Below are 24,983 nucleotides of genomic sequence, written 5' to 3' on the forward strand. Positions count from 1 at the left end.
CGGGGGAGGCACGCGTTCGACGACCGTGCCGGTGGGATGTTCCCGTCGTTCCCGACGGCTCCCGGGACCTCCGTGGGCGGCTTCCCGCCGGGCGGCGCGCAGTCGTCGCAGCGCGGGTTCGACCGCGGCGCCGACGAGCACGGCTTCGGCCGCCAGCACCCGTCCGCGCCGCTGCCGCCCCTGCCCCGCGGTGTCTGGGACCGGCTGCACCCCCGGGAGGACGCCGACGACGAGGCCACCGTCGCCGCCCCCCGCCTGGGCCGGCTCCCCGACGAGCCGGCACCGGGCGAGCCGCAGCCCGACGACACGCCGACCTCCGCCCACGCGTACGAGGACGAGACCGGGGGCCTGGACGTCATCGGCGCCAACGTCGACGACGACGCCCCGCGCCGGCGGGGTCTCCTGCGCGGCCGCCGGGCCGCCGGCCCGCCCCCGCAGGACACGGGTGCGGGTGGCCACCCCGGTGACGCGGTGGAGCGCGGGCAGGCGCAGGACGCACCGCACGACGCCACCGACCACCACCCGGTGGACGCCGAGCACGCGGCCGGCGCGACGGCGGCCGACGACGAGATCCCGGTCGTCCCCTACGACCCGCGGGCCGAGCGGAGCCGCCGGCGGCGCCGCCGGCGGCCGTTCGCCGTGGCCCTCGCCCTCCTCGTGCTCGGTGGCATGGTGGCCGGGATCGTGATCGGCGGCCAGCAGCTGCTGTCCATGGTCAACCCCGCCGCCCAGGACTACACCGGCAGCGGCACCGGCAGCGTCGACATCCGCGTGCAGCAGGGCGACACCCTCAGCGACATCGCCCGCACCCTCGAGGAGGCCGACGTCGTGGCCTCCACCGGGCCGTTCATCGATGCGGCGTCGGCGAACCCGGCGGCGACCGGCATCCAGCCCGGCGTCTACACGATGCGGCAGCAGATGAGCGGAGAGGCGGCCCTGGAGCTGCTGCTGGACCCGGTCTCGCGCCAGGTGGCGCGGGTGACCGTCCCCGAGGGGTTCACGGTCGAGCAGATCCTCGCGCGGCTGGCGGAGGAGACCGGCACGCCGCTCGAGGAGCTGCAGGCGGCGGCCGACCCGGCCGCGCTCACCCTCCCCCCGTACGCCAACGGCCAGCTCGAGGGCTTCCTGTTCCCGGCGACCTACGACTTCGAGCCCGACACCACGCCGCAGCAGATGCTGCAGCGGATGATCGACACGTTCGTCGACGTGGCCGCCCGGCTGCGGCTGGAGGAGCGCGCCGCGGCACTGGGCCTCAGCCCGTACGAGGTGGTGACGGTCGCGTCGATGGTCCAGTCGGAGACGCGGCTGGACGAGGAGCGTCCCGACGTGGCCCAGGTCATCTACAACCGGCTCGAGCAGGGGATCGCGCTCGGCATCGACGCCACGCTGGCCTACGGGCTGGACAAGAGCGGCAACGAGCTGACCGTGTCGGACCTGCAGACCGACAGCCCGTACAACACCCGGACGCGCCAGGGGCTGCCGCCGACGCCGATCAGCTCGCCCGGCGAGGCCAGCCTGGAGGCGGCCCTCGCTCCCAGCAGCGGCGACCTCCTGTACTACGTGCTGGAGTCCGAGGACGGCTCGCACTTCTTCACCAGCGACTACTCGGAGTTCCAGGCCGCCCGGCAGCGGTGCGCCGAGGCCGATCTCGGATGCGGTGGCTGAGCGGCAGCAGCGGGCGGCGGTCCTCGGCCGGCCGGTGACGCACTCGCTCTCCCCGCTCCTGCACCGGGCCGCCTACGCCGCGCTGGGCCTCACCGACTGGAGCTACGACGCCCTGGACGTGGGGCCCGCGGACCTGCCGGTGCTCCTCGCCGGCCTCGGTGAGGAGTGGCGCGGCTTCTCGGTGACCATGCCGTGCAAGCAGGCGGCGGTCGAGGTCGCCGACGCGGTGGAGCCGCTGCCGCGCCTGCTCGGCGCGGCCAACACCCTCGTGCGCACCGCGGACGGGTGGCGCGCGGAGAACACCGACGTCACCGGTGTGGGCATGGCGCTGCAGCTGGCCGGGGTCGGGCACGTCGGGCACGCGGCGATCCTCGGCGCCGGCGGGACGGCGGCGGCCGCGGCCGTGGCGCTGGCGTCGCTCGGGGCGCAGCAGGTCGACGTCGTCGTCCGGGAGCCCGCCCGCGCCGGTGAGGTGCTCCGGGTCCTCGACGCCCTGGGCGTGGACGCCCGGGTGCTCCCGCTGGCCGGGGCCGAGGTCGGGGCGCCGGTCGTGGTCAGCACCGTCCCGGTGGGCGGCCAGCCGGCCGTCGCCGGCGTGGCGTGGCGGGCCGGTCAGACGGTGCTCGACGTGCTGTACGCCCCGTGGCCCACCCCGCTGGCCGAGCGGGTCACCGCGGCCGGGGGGACCGTCGTCAGCGGCCTCGAGGTGCTGTTCTGGCAGGCCACCGTGCAGGTGGAGCTCATGACCGGGCAGCCGGCGCCCATCGGTCCGATGCGCGCCGCGCTCGACGCCCGCTGAGGCGTCGCCGTGGACGTCGCACGGCCGGTGCTGGTCGGCGCGGCCCTCGTGGGTGCGCTGGCGGTCGGCCCGTGGCTGGCCCGCACCGCCGCCCGGCTCGCGGCCCGTGACCACCGCGCCGTCACCACTGCGCGGGCCATCGGCGTCGTCACCGGCCTCGTCGCCGCCGGGCTGGCCGGCGCGCTGCTCCTGGGCGGCCCGCGCCCGGCCACCGTGGCCCTCGCCTGGGCGGCCGGTGCGGCGGTGGTGCTGGCCGCGGTCGACCTCGCCGCGCACCGGCTGCCCGACCGGGTGCTCCTGCCGGCCGTGGTGGTCTGCGGAACGGCGCTGTTCGTCGACGCCGTCGTGCTGGGCACCTGGCTGCCGCTGGCGCGGGCGGCCGCCGCCGCTGCCGCGCTCGTCGTCGTCCCCGGCGTGCTCCGCCTGGTCGCCCCCTCGGCGCTGGGTTTCGGTGACGTGAAGCTGCTCGGCCTGATCGGGCTGGTCCTCGGCTGGTTCGGCGGCGGGGTGGTGCTCGCCGGCATCTTCCTCGGCCTGCTGGTCGGCGCGCTGGCCTCGGTCGCCCTGGTGGTCGTCGGGCGCGCGACCTGGCGCAGCGCCGTGCCCTTCGGGCCGCCCCTGCTCGTCGGCGCGGTCCTGGCGCTCCTGGTGGGCGGTGCGCCACCCGCGTGAGCCATGCCACCGGGGCGCGCGACACGGGCCTGGCAGAATCCCCGGCATGTTGCGCTGGCTGACCGCCGGTGAGTCGCACGGCCAGCAGCTCACCGCCATCCTCGAGGGCCTCCCCGCCGGGGTCGAGGTCCAGACCTCCGACCTCGACCTGCAGCTGGCCCGCCGCCGGCTCGGTCACGGCCGGGGCGCCCGCATGTCCTTCGAGCAGGACGTCGTCACGATCACCGGGGGAGTGCGGCACGGCCGCACCCAGGGCGGGCCGATCGCCGTCCAGGTGGGCAACACCGAGTGGCCCAAGTGGCAGACGGTCATGGCCGCCGACCCGGTGGACGCCGACGTGCTCGCCGGCCAGGCCCGCAACGCGCCGCTCACCCGGCCGCGCCCGGGGCACGCCGACCTCGCCGGCATGCAGAAGTACGGCTTCGACGACGCCCGCCCGGTGCTCGAGCGGGCGAGCGCGCGCGAGACGGCGGCCCGGGTGGCGCTCGGTGCGATCGCGCAGGCGTTCCTGCGGCAGACCGTGGGCGTCTCCGTGGTGAGCCACGTCGTCGGCATCGGCCCGGTCGTCGCTCCCGACGGCCTGGTGCCCGGCCCCGACGACAACCCGCGCCTGGACGAGGACCCGGTGCGCTGCGCCGACCCCGCCACGAGCGAGCGGATGATCGCCGAGATCGACGACGCCCGGAAGACCGGCGACACCCTGGGTGGCGTCATCGAGGTCGTCGTGCACGGGCTGCCCCCGGGCCTGGGCACCCACGTGCACTGGGACCGCCGGCTCGACGCCCGCCTGGCCGCCGCGCTGATGGGCGTCCAGTCGGTGAAGGCGGTCGAGGTGGGCGACGGGCTGGAGACCGCCCGCCGCCGCGGCTCGGTGGCCCACGACGAGATCGTGCTCTCCGGCTCGGCCGACGGGCAGCCGCGGGTGCAGCGGCTCACCGACCGCGCCGGCGGGATCGAGGGCGGCATGACCAACGGCGAGGTGCTGCGGGTCCGTGCCGCCATGAAGCCGATCAGCACGGTGCCGCGGGCGCTGCAGACCGTCGACGTCGCCACGGGTGAGCCGGCGGTCGCCATCAACCAGCGCAGCGACGCCTGCGCGGTGCCGCGCGGCAGCGTGGTGATGGAGGCGATGGTCGCCCTGGTGCTGGCCGACGTGGTGCTGGAGAAGTTCGGCGGCGACTCGGTGGCCGAGACCCGGCGCAACGCCCGGGCCTACCTCGACTCCCTGCCGTACCGGTGACGCGCCCGGTCATGGTCATCGTGGGTCCGCCCGCGTCCGGCAAGACCACGGTCGGCACCGCCGTCGCCGCCGCCCGCGGGCTGCCCTTCCGGGACACCGACCGCGACGTCGAGGACGGGACCGGGACGACGGTCGCCGACCTGTTCGTCCAGCACGGCGAGCCGCACTTCCGCGCGCTGGAGGAGCGGGCCGTGGCCCGGGCGCTGGCCGAGCACGACGGCGTCCTGGCGCTCGGCGGTGGTGCGGTGACCAGCGCCGCCAGCCGGGAGCTGCTGGTGGCCTACGGGAAGGCCGGCGGCACCGTGGTCTGGCTCGACGTCGACGTCGCCTCCGCCGCCAAGAGGGTGGGCCTGTCCCGCGACCGCCCGCTGCTGGCAGTGAACCCGCGCGCGATGCTGCGCACCATGCTCGAACAGCGCGCCCCCCTCTACGCGGCGGTCGCCACCCACCCGGTGACCACCGCGGGGCGCTCGCCGGAGGAGGTCGTCGCCGAGGTGCTCGCCGTCCTGACGCCCGAGGAGGAGGCCCGGTGACCCGCCGCGTCCCCGTCGCGGGGGAGAAGCCCTACGAGGTGGTCATCGGCGCCGGCGCCCATGCCGAGCTCGGGCTCGTGCTGGCCGGCACCCCGAAGGCCGCCGTCGTCCACGCACCGCCGCTGGCCGCTGCCGCCGGCGCCGCCGTCGAGACGCTGCAGAGCGCCGGCGTGGCCGCCGAGGCGGTCGTCGTGCCCGACGGCGAGGCGGCGAAGACCGCCCAGGTGGCCGCCGGGGCCTGGGAGGAGTTCGGCCGTCTCGGGCTCACCCGCTCCGACGCCGTCGTCGGGATCGGCGGTGGCGCGGTGACCGACCTGGCCGGCTTCCTCGCCGCCACCTGGACCCGCGGTGTCCGCGTCGTCCAGGTGCCGACCAGCCTGCTCGGCATGGTGGACGCCGCCGTGGGTGGCAAGACCGGGATCAACACCTCGGCCGGCAAGAACCTGGTCGGCGCCTTCCACCCGCCGGCGGCGGTGCTCGCCGACACCGACCTGCTGGCCGGGCTGCCCGAGGCGGAGTTCCGGTCGGGCATGGCCGAGGTGGTCAAGTGCGGGTTCATCGCCGACCCCCGCATCCTCGAGCTCCTCGAGGCCGACCCCACCGGCCGCCGGGACACCGAGGAGCTGATCGAGCGCGCGGTGCGGGTGAAGGCCGCCGCGGTGGGGGAGGACCTGCACGACACGGGAGTGCGGGAGTTCCTCAACTACGGGCACACCCTCGGCCACGCCGTGGAGCGGGTCGAGGACTTCGGCTGGCGGCACGGGGAGGCCGTGGCCGTCGGGCTCGTCTTCGCCGCCGAGCTGGCCGGCCGGGCCGGGCTGCTGACGCCGGCGGAGGTGGCCCGGCACCGCACGCTGGTCGCGGCCATGGGGCTGCCCACCCGGTACGCCGGGGACTGGTCGCGGTTGCAGGCGGTGATGCGGGTGGACAAGAAGGCCCGGGGCGCCTCCCTGCGCTTCGTCGTCCTCGACGGGCTGGGCAACCCGAGAATCCTGACCGACCCCGACCAGGCCTGGCTCGACGCCGCCTGGGCCGCCGTGAGCGAGGAGATAGCATGACCATCCAGGTCCTGAACGGCGCCAATCTGGGACGGCTCGGTACCCGCGAGCCCGAGGTCTACGGGACGACGACGTACGCGCAGCTGGCCGAGCTCGTGGAGGCCGCGGCCCGTGAGCTCGGGGTCGAGGTGCGGGTGCGGCAGACCGACGACGAGGGCGAGCTGCTGCGCTGGATCCACGAGGCCACCGACGCCGGCGACCCGATCGTCGTGAACCCCGGCGGCTGGACGCACAACTCGGTCGTCCTGCACGACGCGCTCGCCGCGGTGACCGCCCCGGTGGTCGAGGTGCACATCAGCAACATCCACCGGCGCGAGGAGTTCCGGCGGCACTCCTACGTCTCCCGGGTCGCCGACGGCGTCATCGCCGGGCTCGGGGTGCACGGGTACGTGGTGGCGCTGCAATGGCTCGTCCTGCGGGGCGTCTCGTGAGCCGCGACACCACGCGGGAGGCGGCGCGGCGGGACGCGCTGCGGGCCGCCGCGGCCGAGCGCGGGCTCGACGCCGTCCTGGTCACCAACCTGCTCAACGTCCGCTACCTGACCGGCTTCACCGGCTCGAACGGCGCCCTGCTGGTGCGCACGGCGGGGGACGACCTGTTCGGCACCGACGGCCGGTACACCACCCAGGCCGCGGCGCAGGTGTCGGGCTGCGAGCTGGTGGAGGACCGCTCGACGGTGGCGGGGCTGGCCAAGCTGGCGGTGCGGCGGGGCACCGGCCGGCTGGGCTACGAGTCGCACGACCTCACCGTCGACGGGCTGGCCGCGCTGGAGAAGGTGCTGGCCGAGGCGGCGACCTCTGGCCGGACGGCGCCCGAGCTGACGTCGGTGCGTCGCATCGTGGAGGGGCAGCGCGCGATCAAGGACGAGCGCGAGGTCGAGCTGCTGCGGCAGGCGTGTGCGATCGCCGACCAGGCGCTGGCCGAGCTGGCCGCCGAGGGTGCGCTGCGGCCCGGCCGGACCGAGCTGGAGGTCGGCCGGGAGCTCGACGCGCGCATGCTGGCGCTCGGCGCCGAGGCGCCGTCGTTCGAGACGATCGTGGCCACCGGCGCGAACTCGGCGATCCCGCACCACCGCCCGGACTCGACCGTCCTCCGCGGGGGTGACTTCCTCAAGCTCGACTTCGGCGCGACCGTCGAGGGCTACCACTCCGACATGACCCGGACCCTGGTGCTGGGCCACGCGGCGGACTGGCAGCGGGAGATCTACGAGCTCGTCGCCGCCGCGCAGGCCGCCGGCCGGGCCGCGCTGGCGGTGGGTGCCGACGTCGTCGCGGTGGACGCCGCCGCCCGCGACGTGATCGTCGCCGCAGGCCACGGGGAGCACTTCACCCACGGTCTCGGGCACGGCGTGGGCCTGGAGATCCACGAGGCACCGGGCATCGGCCAGCAGGGCGCGGGTAGGCTGGCCGCCGGCATGGCCGTCACCGTGGAGCCGGGCGTGTACCTGCCCGGCCACGGCGGTGTCCGGATCGAGGACACCCTGATCGTCACCGACGACGCGCCCGAGTTGTTGACCCTCACGAGCAAGGAACTGCTGGTTCTCTAGATGGCTACCACCAACGACCTGAAGAACGGCATCGTCCTCAACCTGGACGGCCAGCTCTGGACCGTCACCGACTTCCAGCACGTCAAGCCCGGCAAGGGCGGCGCCTTCGTGCGGACGACGCTGAAGAACGTGCTGTCGGGCAAGGTCGTGGACAAGACCTTCAACGCCGGCACCAAGGTCGAGACGGCCAACGTGGACAAGCGGTCGATGACCTACCTGTACAAGGAGGGCACCGACTTCGTCTTCATGGACGGCGACACGTTCGAGCAGATCTACGTGCCCACCGAGACCGTCGGCTCGGGTGCGGACTACCTGCTCGACAACACCGAGGTCGTCGTGGCCATGCACGACGGCACGCCGCTGTACGTCGAGCTGCCGGTGACGATGGAGCTCGTCGTCGAGCACACCGACCCGGGCCTGCAGGGCGACCGCTCCACCGGTGGCACGAAGCCCGCCACCCTGGAGACCGGCGCGCAGATCCAGGTGCCGCTGTTCATCAGCACCGGCGAGAAGCTCAAGGTCGACACCCGCGACGGCCGGTACCTCGGCCGCGCCAACTGAGCGCCGGTTCTCCCATGGCTGCACGGTCGAAGGCGCGCAAGCGTGCGGTTGACGTCCTCTACGAGGCCGATGTCCGGAGCCGTGACCGGCTGGAACTGCTCCGCGAGCGGGTCGCCGACGGCAACCCGCCCGTGCCCGACCACACCGTCCGCCTCGTCGAGGGCGTGGAGGAGAACCGCTCCCGCATCGACGAGCTGATCGAGACCCACACCTCCGGCTGGTCGCTGGACCGGCTGCCCGACGTCGACCGCGCGATCCTGCGGATGGCCACCTACGAGCTGCTCTGGGCCGACGACGTGCCCGACGCGGTGGTCATCGACGAGGCGGTGGAGCTCGCGAAGGCGCTGTCCACCGACGAGTCCCCCCGGTACGTCAACGGCGTCCTCGGCGCCATCCTCCAGGCCGAGATCCCGAGTCAGGGACTGCCGAACGCCTGAGGCCGGGGGTGGACCCACGCGGTTCGTCCGGCTACGTGGCCGACTGCGTCCGTCGCGGACGCAGGGCGGCGAGTTGTCGTCCGATACACGGGCGTGCTGGGCCATAGACTGCACCTGTGTCCAGAGCAAGGCCCAGCAGGCAGCCTGACGACCTCCCGCCGTGGACCAACGTCCTGGGACGCCGACTGCGCGAGATCAGGAGCAGTCGCGGTGAGTCGCTGGCCAGCGTCGGTGCCGCGACCGGCGTCTCCTCCTCGTTCCTCTCCCTGCTCGAACAGGGGCGCACCGACGTGAGCCTCGGCCGGCTCCTGCCCGTGCTCGACCACTACGGGCTCGGCATCGAGGAGGTGTTCGCCAACGGCAGGGCGCCGCGCGAGAGCGTGGTGCGGGCCGACGAACGGACGCCGGTGTTCTCCATCGCCGAGGGCGTCGAGGTGTTCCTCGCCGCCCCCGACCGCCGGCACCCCTTCACGCCCTTCGTGGTGGAGTACCGGCGCGAGTCCGCGATGACGAGCTGGTCCGAGCACGCCGGCGAGGAGTTCATCTTCGTCCTGGAGGGCAGCCTCGCCCTGGAGTTCCGTGACGAGGAACCCGTCGTCCTCCACCATGGGGACTCGATCTTCTTCCCGTCGACGACGCCGCATCGGATCTCGTCGGCCGAAGGGGACCTGGCTCGGGCACTCGTCGTCTCCACGGAAGCGCGTGTCGCGACGACCTGAGTAAAGGGCGTCCAGTCTGTTGACGTACTAGCCACTCTATAGAACAGTCTGTGCTGTGGCTCACTTTCTGCTGGTGCACGGCTCATGGCTCGGCGGCTGGATGTGGGACGGGGTCGCGCGCGAGTTGCGACGGCGCGGCCACTCCTCGGTCGCACCCACGCTCAGCGGCGGCACGCTGAGCGAGCACATCGCCGAGGTGACGGCACTGCTCGACGGCGCGCCGGACACCATCCTGGTGGCGCACAGTTACGCCGGCATGGTGGCGGCCGGCGTGGTCGACGGAGGGACCGACTCCGTGCGCATGGTGGTCTTCCTGGACGCGTTCGTGCCGACGCCGGGTTGCTCCGCCTTCGACCTGCTTCCCGCCATCCGGGAACCGCTCGAGAGCGGTGCCTCGGCGGCCGGATCCGACGCCGCGCCGCCACTCCCGCTGTCCATGTTCGGCATCACCGACCCCGCGGCCGCCGCCGACATCGGAGCCCGCATGCGTCCGTGGCCGCTGGCCACCCACCGTGAAGCCTCGCCGGGTTGGCCGGGGGGCGTGCCGGCGGTGTACATCCAGCTCGCCGGCGGGTCGTTCTTCGACGGGGTGGCCGCCGAGCTGGAGGACGCCGGCTGGCGCGTGGAGCGGTTGCCCCTGCAGCATCTCGCGCCCATCACCGACCCCGTGCCGGTCACCGCAGCGCTCCTGCGTACCGCCGACGAGACACAGGAGGTTCCGGCATGAGCTCCACCACGGCCGCCCCCGACCAGGACGAGCTGGACCTCGGCGAGATCCCCGAACGCCTCGGCGACGTGGAGGCCGAACGCCGTCGCCGCAAGCAGCAACTGGCCGCGGCCTTCCGCGTGTTCGGCCGGTACGGCTACGACGAGGGCGTCGCCGGGCACATCACCGTCAGGGACCCGCACCTCGTCGACCACTTCTGGGTCAACCCGTTCGCCGTGCACTTCTCGCGGATGCGGGTGCGCGACCTCCTGCTCATCGACGGCCAGGGGAAGGTGGTCGAGGGCACGGGACGCACGAACAAGGCTGCCTTCCACATCCACGCCGCGATCCACGAGGCTCGGCCGGACGCCGTCGCGGTGGCCCACGCGCACACCATCCACGGTCGCGCCTTCTCGACGCTGAGCCGCGAACTCCTCCCGATCGTGCAGGAGTCCTGCGCGTTCTACCGCGACCACGTCGTCTTCGACGAGTACAAGGGGCTCGTCGTCGAGCGGGACGAGAGCGTCCGCATCGCACAACGGCTCGGCCCGCGGCGCGCGGTCATCCTGCGCCACCACGGCCTGATCACCGTCGGCGGCTCGGTCGAGGAGACCGCATGGTGGTTCATCTCGATGGACCGCGCCTGTCAGATGCAACTGCTGGCCCAAGCCGCCGGGACGCCACGGGTCATGACCGACGAGGAGGCGACCCTCGCTCGTCGCCAGTTCGGCAATCCCAACATGGCGCGGCACAACTTCCGCCAGCTGTCGAGTCTGGTGCTCGATCAAGAACCCGATGTCCTCGACGAGGACTAGAACCGCTGCCCCCGCCTGCCCCACTCACACGATGTCGAAGGAACGGTGATCATGCGAGGTCCCCTGGAAGGCTGCTGCATTCTGGTGTCCGGCGCGAGCATCGCCGGGCCGGCGCTGGCCTACTGGCTGCACCGGTCCGGCGCCCGGGTGACGGTCGTCGAGAAGGCGCCCGAGCTGCGGCCGGGCGGTCAGCTCGTCGATCTGCGCGGCGTGGGCAGGTCGGTGGTCGCGCGCATGGGGCTGGACGAGCGGGTCCGTGCCGCGGCGGAGGCCAACTACGGCCTCTCCTTCGTCGACGGGCGCAACCGGCCTCGTGGGACGCTGCGCGCCGAGGACTTCGGCGGCGATGGCCCCATCGCGGAGATCGAGATCCTGCGGGGCGAGCTGTCCCGGGTCATCCACGAGGCGACGGCGGCGGACGTCGACTACCTCTTCGGCGACCACATCGCCGCGCTCGAGGACAGATCCGACGGTGTCGACGTGACCTTCGCGTCGGGGGACGTGCGGACGTTCGATCTCGTCGTGGGGGCGGACGGCGCGCACTCGGAGACCCGGCGGCTGGCCATGGGCGAGGATGCCGCGCACCTCGCCCACCTCGACACGTACCTGGCGTTCTGGACGGCGCAGAACCATCTCGGCATCGAGGACTGGACCTACATCTACAGCGAGCCGGGCCGCACCATGGGCATGCGGGCGATCCTCGACAACAGCCGAGTCATGGCCTTCCTCAGCTTCCGCGGTGGCCCCCCGGCCTACGACCACCGGGACGTCGCGACGCAGAAGCGCATCGTCCATGCGCGCGCAGCAGGCATGGGATGGGAGTGCGCCCAGCTCCTCGCCCAGGTCGACACCGCGCCCGACTTCTGGTTCGATTCGTGCGCCCAGGTGCGACTGGACAGCTGGTCGCGCGGACGTGTCGCACTCGTCGGCGACGCGGCCTACTGCTCCTCACCGTTGACCGGGCACGGGGCCACGATCGCACTGGTCGGCGCGTACGTTCTCGCCGGCGAGCTGGCCGCCGGCCCGGACGACCACCGTGCCGCCTTCGAACGCTACGAGGAACGACTGCGCCGATGGCTGGTCGACGTGCACGGCCTGGCCGCAGGACAGGGCCAGATGATGACTCCTGAGTCCGGAAGCGGGATCGCCCTCCGCAACAACCTCGTCCGGCTGGCGCGCTACGTGCCCGGGAAATCCCTGCTGATGCGGTCGCAGATGCGCATCTCCAACGGCTTCGAGCTGCCCGACTACTCCGTGTCCACCGTGCCGGCGGGCTGAGCGATGACGACCGAGCTGTCGACGGTCGCCGCCGTCGCCGTCAACCCCGCGTCCCTGCCCGCCTTCACCGCCATCTCCCACGGGACGGTCGTCCCGGCGCTGGGCCTCGTGTTCACCGGGGGACAGGTGGCCTGGGACGCGACCGGCCGGCCCGTCGGAGCGGACCTGGCAGCCCAGTTCCGGCAGACCTGGGCCAACCTCGATGCGGTTCTCGAGGCGGCCGGCACGTCCCGTCGGCATGTCGTCAAGGAGACCATCTTCCTCGTGGGCTACACGCCCGACCGATTCCCTGAGGTCGCCCAGTTGATCGCGGCCGTACGACCGGAGGGAGTCCCCGCTCCGGCGAGCACTTGCGTCGGCGTCGAGACGCTCTTCGCCGACAGTCTCCTCGTGGAGATCGAGGCGGTAGCGGTCCTCCCCTCGTCCAGCGCCGTGAACCCCGCGTCCACCGGCTCCTAGTGCAGGTCGCGGCGGGCGAAGAGCCAGACGCCCACGCCGACGATGACTGCGGCGAACGCGCCGACGACCAGGCCACCCTGCAGGTTGGTGACCAGGTAGGACGGCGGTTCGGTCGTCCCCGGCCCCATGGCGCTGTAGTCGAACACCCGGAGGCCGCCCGGGACGACGAGCGCTCCCGCGTTGGTCGACAGCAGCCAGCGCTCGAGCATCGGGTCGTAGATGCGCAGGGCGTTCTCCACGATCGCGAAGTAGACGAACCCCACCCCGAGCGCGGCGCCGGTGTTGCGGACCAGGTTGGCCAGGCCGAAGCCGATCAGCGCGATCAGCACCACGAGGAGGATCGCGCGGCCCTGCGCGGCCAGCAGCTCCGACCAGAAGCCGGCGGGCAGCGGAGCGTCGGTGCCCACGAAGGTCCGCAGGATCCAGCCCATCACCAACCAGGCGACCTGTGCGGCCACGCCGATCACGAGGGCCGCCAGGGCGAGGACGCCGATCTTCGTCGCCATGACCCGCAGCCGGCTGGGCACCCAGAACAGCAGGGCCACGATCGTGCGGTGCGACCACTCGGCGCCGATCCAGGTGGCGCCGACGAGGAACGCGAGCACCGCGGCGGCCGCCGCGAAGCCCATCGCGCCGGCCTCCCCGGCCATGGCGAGGTCGAACGGTGCCGTGGTCAGGTAGTCCTCGACCCGCCACGTCGACGTGTCGAGCGGGGGCCCGCAGACCTGCTCGACCGGGTCGCCGGCCTGCTCGGCGTCCTGCCGGCAGAGCTCCCGCCACTCCTGTTCCGAGGCGATGACCTCGTCCATCCGTTCCCGGGCGGCGGCGTAGTCGGCGTCGGTCGGCTCGCCGAAGTTGAGCAGCCCCAGGACGACGGCCGCCAGCCAGCCGAGCACGGCCAGGCCGAGCAGCACCTGGATGAACCGGCGGGCGGCGAAGCGGTGCACCTCGGCGCGGAACAGGCTCCCCGCCCGCCGGGCCGCCTCGGGCTCGGGCGTGGCCGTGGGCTGCTCGGCCAGCGCGCTCACGACTGCTCCCCGGTGATGGCGAGGAAGGCGCTCTCCAGGTCGGGGGTCACGCGGACCAGCTCCTCGAGGTAGTGACCGTGCTCGGCCAGCACCCGGGTGATCTCCCCGGTGGCGGGCGCGCCGTGGACCAGCACCTGGCCGTCGGGCGCCGGCGAGACGGAGAACCCGGCACCGGCCAGCACCGCCGCGGCGGCCGCCGGGTCGGGTACGGCCACGCGGACGTCGCCGGTGCCGGTCTGCGCCAGGACGGAGGACACCGGGCCCGAGGCGAGCCGGCGACCGCGGGCCAGGATCGTGACCGAGTCGCAGACCTGCTGGATCTCGGCCAGCAGGTGCGAGGAGACCAGCACCGTGGTGCGGCCGTCGGTGCCGAGCCGCCGGATGAGCTCGCGCACGTCACGGATGCCGGCCGGGTCGAGGCCGTTGCTGGGCTCGTCGAGGATGAGCAGGCGGGGGGACTTGAGCAGGGCGGCGGCGATGGCCAGGCGCTGCTTCATCCCCAGCGAGTAGCCCTTGAACCGGTCGTCGGCGCGGTCGCGCAGCTCCACGAGGTCCAGGCACTCCTCGACCCGGGCCCGGGGGACCCCGGCGGTCTCGGCCAGCAGCCGCAGGTTGCGGCGCCCGGAGAAGGTGGGGAAGAACAGCGGCGTCTCCACCAGCGCGCCGACGTCACCGATCACCCGGGGGAGCTCCGCGGGCACCGGCCGGTCCAGCAGCCGCATCCGGCCGGAACCCCCGTCGGTGCCGACCAGGCCCAGCAGCGCGCGGATCGACGTGGTCTTGCCCGAGCCGTTGGGCCCCAGGAGGCCGTGGACCCCGCCGGACTCCACGGTCATGCTCAGGTCGTCCAGGGCCTTGTGCGGCTGGCCCCCGCGTCCGCGGTAGGTCTTGGAGACCCCCACCATCTCCACCGCCGGCATCCGGACCTCCCTGGGTCCCGGGCGGAGTGCCCGGGTCGGCAGCACCCTGGCACATTCGCGCCGGCCTGGACAGCGTCAGCCGCGCGTGTCGAGACCGGCGCGGGCCGGAACCGACGAGGGGGCCCCGCCGGTTCGGCAGGGCCCCGTCGGGTTCAGCGCGGAGAGCGCCGGCGGTCGCCCCAGGCGGACTCGTCGACGTCCTCCTCGAGGTCGTCGTCGCCGTTGCTGACGATGCCGTCCATGCCGGGGGAGAGCACCCCCCACTCGATGAGCCGCGAGGTGAGCTCGTCGGGGCTCATGTCGTAGATGATCGCCAGCGACTTCAGGTCCTCGGCGCGGATGGAGAGGACCTTGCCGTTGTAGTCGTGCCGCTGGGCCTGGATGGTGGAGGCGTAGCGCGCCAGGGGGCCGGCCTCGTCGGCAGGCAGGGAGCCCAGCGACTCCAGGTTCAGCACGATCTTGTTCGTCGAGGTGACGGCGGAGCTCGGCCGCGGGTCGGGCAGCAGCTCGGACACCGGCACGCCGTAGAACACGGCCAGCTCGGAGAGACGCTGCACGGTGACCGCGCGGTCCCCGCGTTCGTAGGAGCCGACGACGACCGCCTTCCAGCGGCCGTGCGACTTGTCCTCCACTCCCTGCAGGGACAGGCCCTGCTGGTTGCGGATGGCGCGGAGCCGGGCGCCGAGGGCCCGCGAGTAGTCGGTGCTCATCGCTGTCTGCTCACTGTCCGTCGTCTCGGATCGGTGCTGGTCGTCACGCAGCGTACTTGTGAAGCGGGGATCACAACAGGCGGGTCGCCGCAGAATCGCAGGTGAGCGCGACGCCACCGCAACGCCACCGGACGTGGCTGCCGGGTGCCCCGCGGGTGACCGCCGGCGGTGCAGTACCGTCGTCGCCGGTCCTACCAACTCCTTTAACGACCCGTCCCGTGAGGCGGGGAAGGAGGCCTCATGGCCCGCACGTCCGAGCCTGCCCGGAGTCCGGTTCCCGGCAGCGCCCCCAGCACCCTGCTCGCCGCCGCCGACGTCGCCCGCGTCGTCGACCGCATGGCCCACCAGCTCATCGAGCGGGCGGCCACCGCCGATCCCGGCTCGGCCGACGGCGGCCTCCCCGACCTCGTGCTCGTCGGCATCCCGACCCGCGGCGCGCCGCTGGCCCGCCGGCTCGCCGCCCGCATCGAGGCGTTCACGGGTACCCGGGTGGACGTCGGCACCGCCGACATCACCCTCTACCGCGACGACCTCCGGCTGCGCGGCGTCCGCGCCCTCGAGCCGACCGTGCTGCCGGACGCCGGCATCGACGGCCGGCTCGTCGTCCTCGTCGACGACGTCCTCTTCTCGGGCCGCTCGGTCCGGGCGGCGCTGGACGCCCTGCGGGACCTCGGCCGCCCGCGGAGCGTGCAGCTGGCGGTCCTGGTCGACCGGGGCCACCGCGAGCTGCCGATCCGGGCGGACTTCGTCGGCAAGAACGTCCCCACCTCGCGCAGCCAGCAGGTCAAGGTCCACCTCGCGGAGATCGACGGTGTCGACGAGGTCGTCGTGCTGGACGGTGAGCCGTGAAGCGGCACCTGCTGGACGCCACCGACCTCGACCGGGCCGACGCGACGCTGGTGCTCGACACCGCGGCGCAGATCGAGCAGGCGCTGGCCGGCCGCGAGGTGAAGAAGCTCCCCACCCTGCGCGGCCGCACGGTGGTCAACCTCTTCTACGAGGACTCCACCCGCACCCGGATCTCCTTCGAGCTCGCCGCCAAGCGCCTGTCCGCCGACGTCATCAACTTCTCGGCCAAGGGCAGCAGCGTCTCCAAGGGCGAGAGCCTCAAGGACACCGCGCTGACGCTGGAGGCGATGGGCGCGGACGCGGTCGTCATCCGGCACGCCGCGTCCGGGGCGCCGCACCGGCTGGCGTCGTGGGTCAAGGGCAGCGTGGTCAACGCCGGCGACGGCACCCACGAGCACCCCACCCAGGCGCTGCTGGACGCCTACACGGTCCGGCAGCGGCTGGGCCGGCTCGAGGGCGTCCGGGTGACGATCGTCGGCGACGTGCTGCACAGCCGGGTCGCCCGGTCCAACGTCGGCCTGCTGCACACCCTCGGCGCGGAGGTCACGCTCGTCGCGCCGCCGACCCTGCTGCCGGTCGGCGTCGGCAGCTGGCCGGCCGAGGTGACCTACGACCTCGACGCGGTGCTGCCGAAGAGCGACGTGGTGATGATGCTGCGGGTGCAGGCCGAGCGGATGAACGCCTCGTTCTTCCCCAGCGCCCGGGAGTACAGCCGCCGCTACGGCCTCGACGGCCGGCGGATGGCGGCGCTGCCCGACGACGCCATCGTCATGCACCCGGGGCCGATGAACCGCGGCATGGAGATCGCGGCCGACGTCGCCGACTCCGTCCGCTCCACGATCGTCGAGCAGGTCGCCAACGGCGTCTCGACCCGCATGGCCGTCCTGTACCTGCTGCTCGGAGGGTCGCCAGCATGACGAACTACCTGGTCAAGGGCGCGAAGCCCTACGGCGGCGAGGCCGCCGACATCCTGATCAAGGACGGCCGGATCGCCGCGATCGGCGACTCGCTGCCCGTGACCGGCGCCGAGGTGATCGAGGCCGACGGCCTCATCGCCCTCCCCGGGCTGGTGGACCTGCACACCCACCTGCGCGAGCCCGGCCGCGAGGACGCCGAGACCGTGGAGACCGGCAGCCGCGCCGCGGCGCTCGGCGGGTTCACCGCGGTGCACGCCATGGCCAACACCGATCCGGTCGCCGACACCGCCGGCGTCGTCGAGCAGGTCTGGCGGCTGGGGCAGGAGGCCGGGTTGGTCGACGTCGTCCCGGTCGGGGCCGTCACCGTCGGGCTCGCGGGTGAGCGGCTGGCCGAGCTCGGGGCGATGGCCGACTCCGCCGCCCGCGTCCGGGTGTTCTCCGACGACGGGCACTGCGTGGCCGACCCCGCGCTCATGCGGCGGGCGCTGGAGTACGTCAAGGCCTTCGACGGCGTCGTCGCCCAGCACGCCGAGGAGCCGCGGCTCACCGTCGGCGCGCAGATGCACGAGGGCGACCGGTCGGCGCGGCTGGGTCTGACCGGCTGGCCGGCCGCCGCGGAGGAGGCGATCATCGCCCGCGACGTGCTGCTCGCCGAGCACGTCGGCGCCCGCCTGCACGTCTGCCACGTCTCGACGGCGGGGTCGGTGGAGATCCTGCGCTGGGCCAAGTCGCGCGGGGTCCGGGTGACCGCCGAGGTGACCCCGCACCACCTGCTGCTCACCGACGCGTGCGCCGAGAGCTACGACCCGGTGTTCAAGGTGAACCCGCCGCTGCGCACCGACGCCGACGTCGAGGCGCTACGGGCCGGGCTGGCCGACGGGACGATCGACGCCGTCGGCACCGACCACGCCCCCCACGCGGTGGAGGACAAGGAGAGCGAGTGGGCGCAGGCCCGGCCCGGCATGCTCGGGCTGGAGCAGGCGCTCTCGGTGGTCATCGAGACCATGGTCGAGCCCGGCCGCCTGGACTGGGCCGGCGTCGCCGACCGCATGTCGGTGCGTCCCGCGGCCATCGGCCGCCTCGGCGAGCACGGCCGGCCGATCACGGCCGGCGAGCCGGCCAACCTGGTGCTCGTCGACCCCACGGCCCGCGCCACGGTGGATCCCGCGGCGCTGGCCAGCCGCAGCCGCAACAGCCCCTATGCCGGCCGGGAGCTCCCCGGCCGGGTGGTCGCGACGTTCCTGCGGGGCGTCCCGACCGTTCTGGACGGAAAGGCACAGAAGTGAGTGAGGCACTGCTCGTCCTGGAGGACGGACGGACGTTCCGGGGCGAGGCCTACGGCGCGGTCGGGACGACGGTCGGCGAGGCGGTGTTCTCCACCGGGATGACCGGTTACCAGGAGACGCTGACCGACCCCAGCTACCACCGGCAGGTCGTCGTCATGACGGCCCCGCACATCGGCAACACCGGGGTCAACGACGAGGACGACGAGAGCCGGAAGATGTGGGTCGCCGGCTTCGTCGTCCGCGACCCCGCCCGCCGCCCGGCGAACTGGCGGGCCACCGGGACCCTCGACGACGAGCTCGTCGCGCAGGGGGTCGTCGGCATCAGCGGCATCGACACCCGCGCCCTGACCCGCCACCTGCGCGAGCGGGGGGCCATGCGGGCCGGGATCAGCAGCGAGATCACCGACCCCGGCCGGCTCCTCGCCCTGGTGCAGGAGTCCGAGACCATGACCGGGGCCGACCTGGCGCCGCAGGTGAGCACCGGCGAGGCCTACGTCGTCCCGGCGGTGGGGGAGAAGCGGTTCACCATCGCCGCGCTCGACCTGGGCATCAAGACCGCGACCCCGCGGCACCTGGCCGCCCTCGGCGTGGAGACACACGTGCTGCCGTCGACGGCGACCGCCGAGGAGCTGCTCGCGCACGGTCCCGACGGCGTCTTCCTCTCCAACGGCCCCGGCGACCCGGCCGCGGCCGACTACGCCGTCGAGGCGGTGCGCGGGGTGCTCGACGCCCGGCGGCCGCTGTTCGGCATCTGCTTCGGCAACCAGATCCTGGGGCGGGCCCTGGGCCTGGGCACCTACAAGCTCCGGTTCGGCCACCGCGGGCTGAACCAGCCGGTGCTCGACCGGGTCAGCGGCACCGTGCGGGTGACCAGCCACAACCACGGCTTCGCCGTCGACGCACCGCTGGACCGGCCCACGGACACGCCCTACGGGCAGGTCGAGGTCAGCCACGTCGGCCTCAACGACGACGTCGTCGAGGGGCTGCGCTGCCTGGAGGTGCCCGCGTTCAGCGTGCAGTTCCACCCGGAGTCGGCGGCCGGTCCGCACGACGCCGCGCCACTGTTCCAGCGCTTCGTCGACCTGATGGCCGAGGCCCGCACGCACGAGGTGCGCGCGGGTGGCCCCGCACCGGTCGTCGAGTCGAGCACCGGGGAGAAGAACTGATGCCCAAGCGCACCGATCTGAAGCACGTCCTGGTCATCGGCTCCGGGCCGATCCTCATCGGGCAGGCGGCGGAGTTCGACTACTCGGGCACGCAGGCCTGCCGGGTGCTCCGTGCCGAGGGGCTGCGGGTCAGCCTGGTCAACAGCAACCCGGCGACGATCATGACCGACCCCGAGGTCGCCGACGCCACCTACATCGAGCCGCTGACGCCGGAGTTCGTGGAGAAGGTCATCGCCAAGGAGCGCCCCGACGCGCTGCTGGCCACCCTCGGCGGCCAGACCGCGCTGAACATCGCGATCGGCCTGTACGAGAACGGGGTGCTGGAGAAGTACGGCGTCCAGCTGATCGGCGCCGACGTCGACGCGATCAACCGCGGCGAGGACCGGCAGCTCTTCAAGGACATCGTCCGGTCGATCGGCGCCGACGCCCCGCGCTCCACGGTGTGCGGGACCGTCGAGGAGGCCCTGGCCACCGCCGCCGACGTCGGCTACCCGGTGGTGATCCGGCCCAGCTTCACCATGGGCGGGCTCGGCTCGGGCATCGCCACCGACGAGCCGATGCTCCGCCGGATGGCCGCCCACGGGCTGGCCGACTCCCCGGTGCACACCGTCCTCATCGAGGAGTCGGTGCTCGGCTGGAAGGAGTACGAGCTGGAGCTGATGCGCGACCGCAGCGACAACGTGGTCGTCATCTGCTCGATCGAGAACATCGACGCGATGGGCGTGCACACCGGCGACTCGGTCACCGTCGCCCCGGCGATGACGCTGACCGACCGCGAGTACCAGCAGATGCGCGACGTCGGGATCGCCGTCCTGCGCGAGGTCGGCGTCGACACCGGTGGCTGCAACATCCAGTTCGCCGTGCACCCGGAGACCGGCCGGCTGGTGGTCATCGAGATGAACCCGCGGGTCTCCCGGTCGAGCGCGCTGGCGTCGAAGGCCACCGGGTTCCCGATCGCCAAGATCGCCGCCAAGCTCGCCATCGGCTACACGCTCGACGAGATCACCAACGACATCACCGGGGTCACCCCGGCGAGCTTCGAGCCGGCGCTGGACTACGTCGTCGTGAAGATCCCGCGGTTCGCCTTCGAGAAGTTCCCCGGCGCCGACCCGCGGCTGACCACGACGATGAAGAGCGTCGGCGAGGTCATGGCCATGGGCCGCAACTTCCCGGAGGCGCTGGGGAAGGCGATGCGGTCCACCGAGACCAAGGCCGCCGGCTTCTGGACGGGGGAGCCGGACCCGCGGTCGGCCGAGGAGCTGGTGGAGGCGCTGCGCACCCCCGTGGACGGGCGGCTGTACACCGCCGAGCAGGCGCTCGCCGCCGGCGCGACGGTCGAGGAGGTGGCGGCCGCGAGTGGTTTCGATCCGTGGTTCGTCGACCAGATCGACCTGGTGCGCGAGGTGGGGACCGCCGTCCGGGAGGCGCCGTCGCTCACCCCGGAGCTGCTCCGGCGGGCCAAGCGGCACGGCCTGAGCGACCGGCAGATCGCCGCGCTGCGGCCGGAGCTGGCCGGCGAGGACGGCGTCCGCGTGCTGCGCTGGCGGCTGGGCGTGCGGCCGGTCTACAAGACGGTCGACACCTGCGCCGCGGAGTTCGCCGCCCGCACCCCGTACCACTACTCGTCCTACGACGAGGAGACCGAGGTGCAGCCGCGCGAGAAGCCGGCGGTGCTGATCCTCGGCTCCGGGCCCAACCGGATCGGGCAGGGCATCGAGTTCGACTACTCCTGCGTGCACGCCGTCATGGCGTTGCAGGACGCCGGCTACGAGGCGGTGATGGTCAACTGCAACCCCGAGACCGTCTCCACCGACTACGACACCGCCGACCGGCTCTACTTCGAGCCGCTGACCTTCGAGGACGTCCTCGAGGTGGTCGAGGCCGAGCGCGCCGCCGGCCCGGTCGCCGGCGTCATCTGCACCCTCGGCGGCCAGACCCCGCTGGGCCTGGCCCAGCGGCTCAAGGACGCCGGGGTCCCGGTGCTGGGGACCTCGCCGGAGGCGATCGACGACGCCGAGCACCGCGGTGCGTTCTCCCGGGTGCTGGCCGACACCGGCCTGGTCGCCCCGAAGCACGGCACGGCGACGACGTTCACCGAGGCGCACGAGATCGCGGCGGGCATCGGCTACCCGGTGCTGGTCCGCCCGTCGTACGTCCTCGGCGGCCGCGGCATGGAGATCGTCTACGACGATGCCACGCTGGAGGCCTACATCGCCAAGGCCACCGACGTCAGCCCGGAGCACCCGGTGCTGGTCGACCGGTTCCTCGAGGACGCGGTCGAGATCGACGTCGACGCGCTCTACGACGGCACCGAGCTGTACCTGGGCGGCGTCATGGAGCACATCGAGGAGGCCGGCATCCACTCCGGCGACTCCGCCTGCGCCCTTCCGCCGATCACCCTGGGCTCGGCCGACCTGCGGGCCATCCGGGCCGCGACGGAGAAGCTGGCCGCCCGGATCGGCGTCCGCGGGCTGATGAACGTCCAGTACGCGATCAAGGACGACATCCTCTACGTCATCGAGGCCAACCCCCGGGCCAGCCGGACGGTGCCGTTCGTCTCGAAGGCCACCGCCGTCCAGCTGGCCAAGGCGGCGGCGCGGATCGCGGTCGGGGAGACCATCGCCGGGCTGCGATCCGCCGGGGTGCTGCCCGGGACCGGGGACGGCACCGACCTGCCCGAGCACGCCCCCATCGCGGTGAAGGAGGCCGTGCTGCCCTTCCACCGGTTCCGCACCGTCGAGGGCCACGGCGTGGACACCGTGCTCTCCCCGGAGATGAAGTCCACCGGCGAGGTGATGGGTCTCGACGCCGAGTTCGGCACCGCGTTCGCCAAGTCGCAGGCCGCCGCCTACGGCTCCCTGCCGACCGAGGGGACGGTCTTCGTCTCCCTGGCCAACCGGGACAAGCGCTCCGCGGTCTTCCCGATCAAGCGGCTCGCCGACCTGGGGTTCCGCCTGCTGGCCACCGCCGGCACCGCCCAGGTGCTGCGCCGCAACGGCGTCGCCGCGGAGGTGGTCGGCAAGTTCAGCGAGGGGCCGGACAACGTCGTCGAGCGGATCCTCGCCGGCGACGTCGACATGGTCGTGAACACGCCGTTCGGTGCGCCGGGCAACAGCGGGCCGCGGCTGGACGGCTACGAGATCCGCACCGCCGCGGTCTCCGCCGGGATCCCGTGCATCACGACCGTGCAGGGCCTGGGCGCCGCGGTGCAGGGCATCGAGGCGCTGCGCCAGGGCGGGATCGGCGTGCGGAGCCTGCAGGAGGTGCACGCAGCCCTGGCCGGGGGGACGCACGGCGGCCCGAGCACGTTCGCCGGGACGGGCGAGTGACCTCGGTGCCACCCGGCGCCGCGGGCCGGCTGCGGGACGACCTCGTCGCCCGCGGTCTGGTCGAGGGGCTGCCCGCGGCCTTCGCCGCGGGGGTCACGAGGTTCGGGCGGCCCCTGCGGGCGGAGCTGGATGCGCTGACCGGCGCGGCCGACGACCTGGCGGCCCGGCTGGCGACCGGCGCGGTCGGCGCCGGTGACCTGCCGCTGCTCACCCGCGTGCTGTTCTTCGCCGGGCACGCCGACGTCCTCGCCGGGGCCGGCCTGCCGGTGCCGGCGTACGACGTGCTGGGCGGCTTCCGGGAGAACCTGGCCCGCCCGCTCGGTCCCCGGCTCCCGGAGCGGCCCCGGGCGGGGAGCCGGCGCTGGCGGGTGCTCGGCCGGTCGGTGGGCTTCCCGATCGGGGTGCCGGCCTGCGTGCTCAACGGCAGCGAGGCATGGGTGCGGCACAACGTGGCCAACGGCTACAGCGTGCTCACCTACAAGACCGTCCGCGGTCGGGTGCACCCGCCCAACGAGCAGCCGAACTGGACGTTCGCCCCGCGGGCGACGGGCAGCCTGCCGCCGGGGGCGGCCGGCGACGTGGTCTCCGACCCGTGGGACTGGGTCGATCCCGGCTCTCCGGCGGTGAGCACGGTGAACTCCTTCGGCGTGCCCTCGCCGGCGCCGGAGGAGTGGATGGCCGACCTGGAGCGGTCGCTCGCCGCCGTCGGGGAGGACGCGCTGCTCCTGGTGAGCGTCATGGGGGAGGGGAACGGCACCGACCTGGTCGAGGACTTCGCCCGCACGGCGCGGCTGGCCGAGGAGGCCGGCGCGCCGGTCGTGGAGCTCAACCTCTCGTGCCCGAACACGCTGAGCGCCTCCGCGGCCGGCGTGAAGCCCCCGCTGTGCCTGGACCCGGACGCCACCGTGGCCGTGGTCGAGTCCGTCCGCCGCGCGCTGGACGACCGCACCGGGCTGGTCGCCAAGCTCTCCTGGCTCGACGAGCCGGCCCTGGCGGCGCTCGTGCCCCGGCTGGCCCCGCTGGTCGACGGGGTCGCCGGCATCAACACCCTGCAGAGCCGGGTCCGCCGCAGCGACGGGCAGCCCACCTTCCCCGGCCGGGAGCTGGCCGGGCTCTCCGGGATCGCGGTGCGCGACCCGGCGCTGGACTTCACCCGGCGGCTGGTGGCGCTGCGGGACGCCGGCGGCCGGCACTTCGACGTCCTGGCGATGGGCGGGGTCACCGACCCCGGCTCGTTCCAGGCACTGTTCGCCCTCGGCGCCGACGCGGTGCAGTCGGCCGCCGGGGCGTTCGCCGACCCGTTCCTCGCCCGGCGCTGCATCGCCGAGCTGGGGGAGATGCTGCCCCGGACCCTCGAGGAGGCCAGGTGACCGCGCCCTTCGGGCAGCGGCTGGCCGAGGCCGTCGCCGTGCGCGGCCCCCTCTGCGTGGGCATCGACCCGCACCCGCCGCTGCTGGCGTCCTGGGGGCTCGGTGACGACGCCGACGGGCTGGCGCGGTTCACCGACGCGGTCGTCGACGCGCTGGCCGGGTCGGTGGCCGTCCTCAAGCCGCAGATCGCCTTCTACGAGCGCCACGGCTCCCGCGGCCTCGCCGTGCTGGAGGACGGTGTGGCGCGGGCCCGGGCGGCGGGCGCGCTCGTGCTGCTGGACGCCAAGCGCGGGGACATCGGCTCGACCATGGACGCCTACGCCGACTACCTGCGGCCCGGCCACCCCCTCTCCGTGGACGCGATGACGGTGAGCCCCTACCTCGGGCCCGGCTCGCTGCAGCCGGCCGTCGACACCGCCCGGCAGCACGGCGGCGGGCTGTTCGTGCTGGCCCGGACCTCCAACCCCGACGCGGGCACCCTCCAGCACGCGCTGGCGGGGGAGCGGTCGACCGCGCAGGTCGTCGTCGACACCGTCCGTGGCTGGAACACCCCCGGCTGGGTGGTCGGGGACCCGCTCCCGGAGCTGGGATCGGTGCGGGACCTGGCCACCCGGTTCGGGCCGGCCACCGGATCGTTCGGCGTCGTGGTGGGCGCGACGCTGCGCGACCTGGACGTCGACCTGGCCGGCCTCGGCGGTCCCGTGCTGGCGCCCGGACTGGGTGCGCAGGGCGGGGCGGTGAGCGACCTGCGGCGGCTCTTCGGCGACGGGGTGGCCGTCGTCCCGACCGTCTCCCGGGACGTCCTCGGCGCCGGACCGGACCCGGCCGCCCTGCGGGCGGCCGCCGACCGCTGGGCCGAGGCCCTCTCGGCGTGAGCCGCGCCGATCGGGAGGAGGACCACGACCGGGTGACCACCGGCG

General features: G+C 73.8%; 25 protein-coding genes. 22 read left to right on the top strand and 3 right to left on the bottom strand.

What is annotated here, in order from left to right; all coding sequences use genetic code 11:
* The first annotated feature begins 36 nt into the window (after nt 1-36).
* From mltG to ABDB74_RS08565, 15 genes are all read left to right on the top strand, one after another.
* Nucleotides 37-1,665 carry an endolytic transglycosylase MltG gene (gene mltG, locus ABDB74_RS08495; protein ID WP_346623262.1) on the top strand — a complete coding sequence of 543 codons (1,629 nt, stop codon included), beginning with the start codon at nt 37-39 and terminating at the stop codon, nt 1,663-1,665.
* Nucleotides 1,658-2,464, top strand: a complete 807-nt coding sequence (locus ABDB74_RS08500) for a shikimate dehydrogenase (RefSeq protein ID WP_346623264.1) — start codon at nt 1,658-1,660, stop codon at nt 2,462-2,464. The genes mltG and ABDB74_RS08500 overlap by 8 nt, the downstream gene beginning before the upstream one ends.
* A gap of 9 nt (nt 2,465-2,473) precedes the next feature.
* A complete protein-coding gene (locus tag ABDB74_RS08505; RefSeq protein ID WP_346623265.1) occupies nt 2,474-3,136 on the top strand; it encodes a prepilin peptidase in 663 nt (220 codons plus the stop codon).
* Between the two features lie 46 nt (nt 3,137-3,182).
* On the top strand, nt 3,183-4,376 hold the full coding sequence (gene aroC / locus ABDB74_RS08510) for a chorismate synthase (protein ID WP_346623267.1): 1,194 nt from the start codon (nt 3,183-3,185) through the stop codon (nt 4,374-4,376).
* On the top strand, nt 4,373-4,909 hold the full coding sequence (locus ABDB74_RS08515) for a shikimate kinase (RefSeq protein ID WP_346623268.1): 537 nt from the start codon (nt 4,373-4,375) through the stop codon (nt 4,907-4,909). The genes aroC and ABDB74_RS08515 overlap by 4 nt, the downstream gene beginning before the upstream one ends.
* Complete coding sequence (gene aroB, locus ABDB74_RS08520) at nt 4,906-5,967, top strand: 3-dehydroquinate synthase (protein ID WP_346623270.1); 1,062 nt, start codon at nt 4,906-4,908, stop codon at nt 5,965-5,967. Before ABDB74_RS08515 ends, aroB begins: the two co-directional genes overlap by 4 nt.
* The gene (gene aroQ, locus ABDB74_RS08525) at nt 5,964-6,398 is read left to right on the top strand and encodes a type II 3-dehydroquinate dehydratase (protein ID WP_346623272.1); all 435 of its coding nucleotides are present in this window, start codon (nt 5,964-5,966) and stop codon (nt 6,396-6,398) included. Before aroB ends, aroQ begins: the two co-directional genes overlap by 4 nt.
* A complete protein-coding gene (locus ABDB74_RS08530; RefSeq protein WP_346623273.1) occupies nt 6,395-7,513 on the top strand; it encodes a Xaa-Pro peptidase family protein in 1,119 nt (372 codons plus the stop codon). The genes aroQ and ABDB74_RS08530 overlap by 4 nt, the downstream gene beginning before the upstream one ends.
* Nucleotides 7,514-8,074 carry an elongation factor P gene (gene efp / locus ABDB74_RS08535; RefSeq protein WP_346623275.1) on the top strand — a complete coding sequence of 187 codons (561 nt, stop codon included), beginning with the start codon at nt 7,514-7,516 and terminating at the stop codon, nt 8,072-8,074. It abuts the gene before it with no gap.
* A gap of 14 nt (nt 8,075-8,088) precedes the next feature.
* Entirely contained in the window at nt 8,089-8,511 is a 423-nt protein-coding gene (nusB, locus tag ABDB74_RS08540) for a transcription antitermination factor NusB (protein WP_346623277.1), read from the top strand.
* Between the two features lie 116 nt (nt 8,512-8,627).
* Entirely contained in the window at nt 8,628-9,230 is a 603-nt protein-coding gene (locus ABDB74_RS08545; RefSeq protein ID WP_346623279.1) for a cupin domain-containing protein, read from the top strand.
* A gap of 55 nt (nt 9,231-9,285) precedes the next feature.
* Nucleotides 9,286-9,957 (top strand): alpha/beta fold hydrolase, encoded by a 672-nt coding sequence (locus tag ABDB74_RS08550; protein ID WP_346623281.1) that lies wholly within the window; start codon nt 9,286-9,288, stop codon nt 9,955-9,957.
* Nucleotides 9,954-10,751, top strand: coding sequence for a class II aldolase/adducin family protein (locus ABDB74_RS08555; RefSeq protein ID WP_346623283.1), 798 nt, complete (start codon nt 9,954-9,956; stop codon nt 10,749-10,751). The genes ABDB74_RS08550 and ABDB74_RS08555 overlap by 4 nt, the downstream gene beginning before the upstream one ends.
* Before the next feature lie 51 nt (nt 10,752-10,802).
* On the top strand, nt 10,803-12,029 hold the full coding sequence (locus ABDB74_RS08560) for an FAD-dependent monooxygenase (RefSeq protein WP_346623284.1): 1,227 nt from the start codon (nt 10,803-10,805) through the stop codon (nt 12,027-12,029).
* 3 nt (nt 12,030-12,032) lie between these two features.
* On the top strand, nt 12,033-12,488 hold the full coding sequence (locus tag ABDB74_RS08565) for a RidA family protein (protein ID WP_346623286.1): 456 nt from the start codon (nt 12,033-12,035) through the stop codon (nt 12,486-12,488).
* On the opposite strand, the gene ABDB74_RS08570 is transcribed toward ABDB74_RS08565, so the two are convergent.
* The 3 genes from ABDB74_RS08570 to ABDB74_RS08580 all read right to left on the bottom strand — a co-directional run bounded on the left by ABDB74_RS08570 (nt 12,485) and on the right by ABDB74_RS08580 (nt 15,146).
* Nucleotides 12,485-13,516 (bottom strand): hypothetical protein, encoded by a 1,032-nt coding sequence (locus ABDB74_RS08570; RefSeq protein WP_346623288.1) that lies wholly within the window; start codon nt 13,514-13,516, stop codon nt 12,485-12,487. The genes ABDB74_RS08565 and ABDB74_RS08570 overlap by 4 nt on opposite strands.
* Nucleotides 13,513-14,436, bottom strand: coding sequence for an ABC transporter ATP-binding protein (locus tag ABDB74_RS08575; RefSeq protein WP_346623289.1), 924 nt, complete (start codon nt 14,434-14,436; stop codon nt 13,513-13,515). The genes ABDB74_RS08570 and ABDB74_RS08575 overlap by 4 nt, the downstream gene beginning before the upstream one ends.
* 152 nt (nt 14,437-14,588) lie before the next feature.
* Nucleotides 14,589-15,146 carry a transcriptional regulator gene (locus ABDB74_RS08580; RefSeq protein WP_346623291.1) on the bottom strand — a complete coding sequence of 186 codons (558 nt, stop codon included), beginning with the start codon at nt 15,144-15,146 and terminating at the stop codon, nt 14,589-14,591.
* 240 nt (nt 15,147-15,386) lie between these two features.
* On the opposite strand from ABDB74_RS08580, the gene pyrR reads away from it, so the two are divergent.
* The 7 genes from pyrR to pyrF are packed head-to-tail and all read left to right on the top strand — an operon-like array spanning nt 15,387 to nt 24,938.
* The gene (gene pyrR / locus ABDB74_RS08585; protein WP_346623293.1) at nt 15,387-15,995 is read left to right on the top strand and encodes a bifunctional pyr operon transcriptional regulator/uracil phosphoribosyltransferase PyrR; all 609 of its coding nucleotides are present in this window, start codon (nt 15,387-15,389) and stop codon (nt 15,993-15,995) included.
* The gene (locus tag ABDB74_RS08590; RefSeq protein ID WP_346623295.1) at nt 15,992-16,912 is read left to right on the top strand and encodes an aspartate carbamoyltransferase catalytic subunit; all 921 of its coding nucleotides are present in this window, start codon (nt 15,992-15,994) and stop codon (nt 16,910-16,912) included. Before pyrR ends, ABDB74_RS08590 begins: the two co-directional genes overlap by 4 nt.
* On the top strand, nt 16,909-18,198 hold the full coding sequence (locus tag ABDB74_RS08595) for a dihydroorotase (RefSeq protein ID WP_346623297.1): 1,290 nt from the start codon (nt 16,909-16,911) through the stop codon (nt 18,196-18,198). The genes ABDB74_RS08590 and ABDB74_RS08595 overlap by 4 nt, the downstream gene beginning before the upstream one ends.
* Nucleotides 18,195-19,364, top strand: coding sequence for a glutamine-hydrolyzing carbamoyl-phosphate synthase small subunit (carA, locus tag ABDB74_RS08600; protein ID WP_346623299.1), 1,170 nt, complete (start codon nt 18,195-18,197; stop codon nt 19,362-19,364). Before ABDB74_RS08595 ends, carA begins: the two co-directional genes overlap by 4 nt.
* Nucleotides 19,364-22,693 (top strand): carbamoyl-phosphate synthase large subunit, encoded by a 3,330-nt coding sequence (carB, locus tag ABDB74_RS08605; RefSeq protein WP_346623301.1) that lies wholly within the window; start codon nt 19,364-19,366, stop codon nt 22,691-22,693. The genes carA and carB overlap by 1 nt, the downstream gene beginning before the upstream one ends.
* Entirely contained in the window at nt 22,690-24,063 is a 1,374-nt protein-coding gene (locus ABDB74_RS08610; protein ID WP_346623303.1) for a dihydroorotate oxidase, read from the top strand. Before carB ends, ABDB74_RS08610 begins: the two co-directional genes overlap by 4 nt.
* Nucleotides 24,060-24,938 carry an orotidine-5'-phosphate decarboxylase gene (gene pyrF, locus ABDB74_RS08615; RefSeq protein ID WP_346623305.1) on the top strand — a complete coding sequence of 293 codons (879 nt, stop codon included), beginning with the start codon at nt 24,060-24,062 and terminating at the stop codon, nt 24,936-24,938. Before ABDB74_RS08610 ends, pyrF begins: the two co-directional genes overlap by 4 nt.
* Nucleotides 24,939-24,983: the final 45 nt, after the last annotated feature.

Source organism: Blastococcus sp. HT6-4 (assembly GCF_039679125.1).
In the GTDB taxonomy this organism is placed as follows: Bacteria; Actinomycetota; Actinomycetes; order Mycobacteriales; family Geodermatophilaceae; genus Blastococcus; species Blastococcus montanus.

Excerpts from the sequence above, each read along its gene's own strand:
- nusB (WP_346623277.1), top strand. The coding sequence starts at position 8,089 with ATGGCTGCACGGTCGAAGGCGCGCAAGCGTGCGGTTGACGTCCTCTAC.
- pyrR (WP_346623293.1), top strand. The coding sequence starts at position 15,387 with ATGGCCCGCACGTCCGAGCCTGCCCGGAGTCCGGTTCCCGGCAGCGCC.
- ABDB74_RS08555 (WP_346623283.1), top strand. The coding sequence starts at position 9,954 with ATGAGCTCCACCACGGCCGCCCCCGACCAGGACGAGCTGGACCTCGGC.
- ABDB74_RS08560 (WP_346623284.1), top strand. The coding sequence starts at position 10,803 with ATGCGAGGTCCCCTGGAAGGCTGCTGCATTCTGGTGTCCGGCGCGAGC.
- ABDB74_RS08575 (WP_346623289.1), bottom strand. The coding sequence starts at position 14,436 with ATGCCGGCGGTGGAGATGGTGGGGGTCTCCAAGACCTACCGCGGACGC.
- aroQ (WP_346623272.1), top strand. The coding sequence starts at position 5,964 with ATGACCATCCAGGTCCTGAACGGCGCCAATCTGGGACGGCTCGGTACC.
- carB (WP_346623301.1), top strand. The coding sequence starts at position 19,364 with ATGCCCAAGCGCACCGATCTGAAGCACGTCCTGGTCATCGGCTCCGGG.
- ABDB74_RS08565 (WP_346623286.1), top strand. The coding sequence starts at position 12,033 with ATGACGACCGAGCTGTCGACGGTCGCCGCCGTCGCCGTCAACCCCGCG.
- aroC (WP_346623267.1), top strand. The coding sequence starts at position 3,183 with ATGTTGCGCTGGCTGACCGCCGGTGAGTCGCACGGCCAGCAGCTCACC.
- mltG (WP_346623262.1), top strand. The coding sequence starts at position 37 with ATGTTCCCGTCGTTCCCGACGGCTCCCGGGACCTCCGTGGGCGGCTTC.
- efp (WP_346623275.1), top strand. The coding sequence starts at position 7,514 with ATGGCTACCACCAACGACCTGAAGAACGGCATCGTCCTCAACCTGGAC.
- ABDB74_RS08580 (WP_346623291.1), bottom strand. The coding sequence starts at position 15,146 with ATGAGCACCGACTACTCGCGGGCCCTCGGCGCCCGGCTCCGCGCCATC.
- ABDB74_RS08595 (WP_346623297.1), top strand. The coding sequence starts at position 16,909 with ATGACGAACTACCTGGTCAAGGGCGCGAAGCCCTACGGCGGCGAGGCC.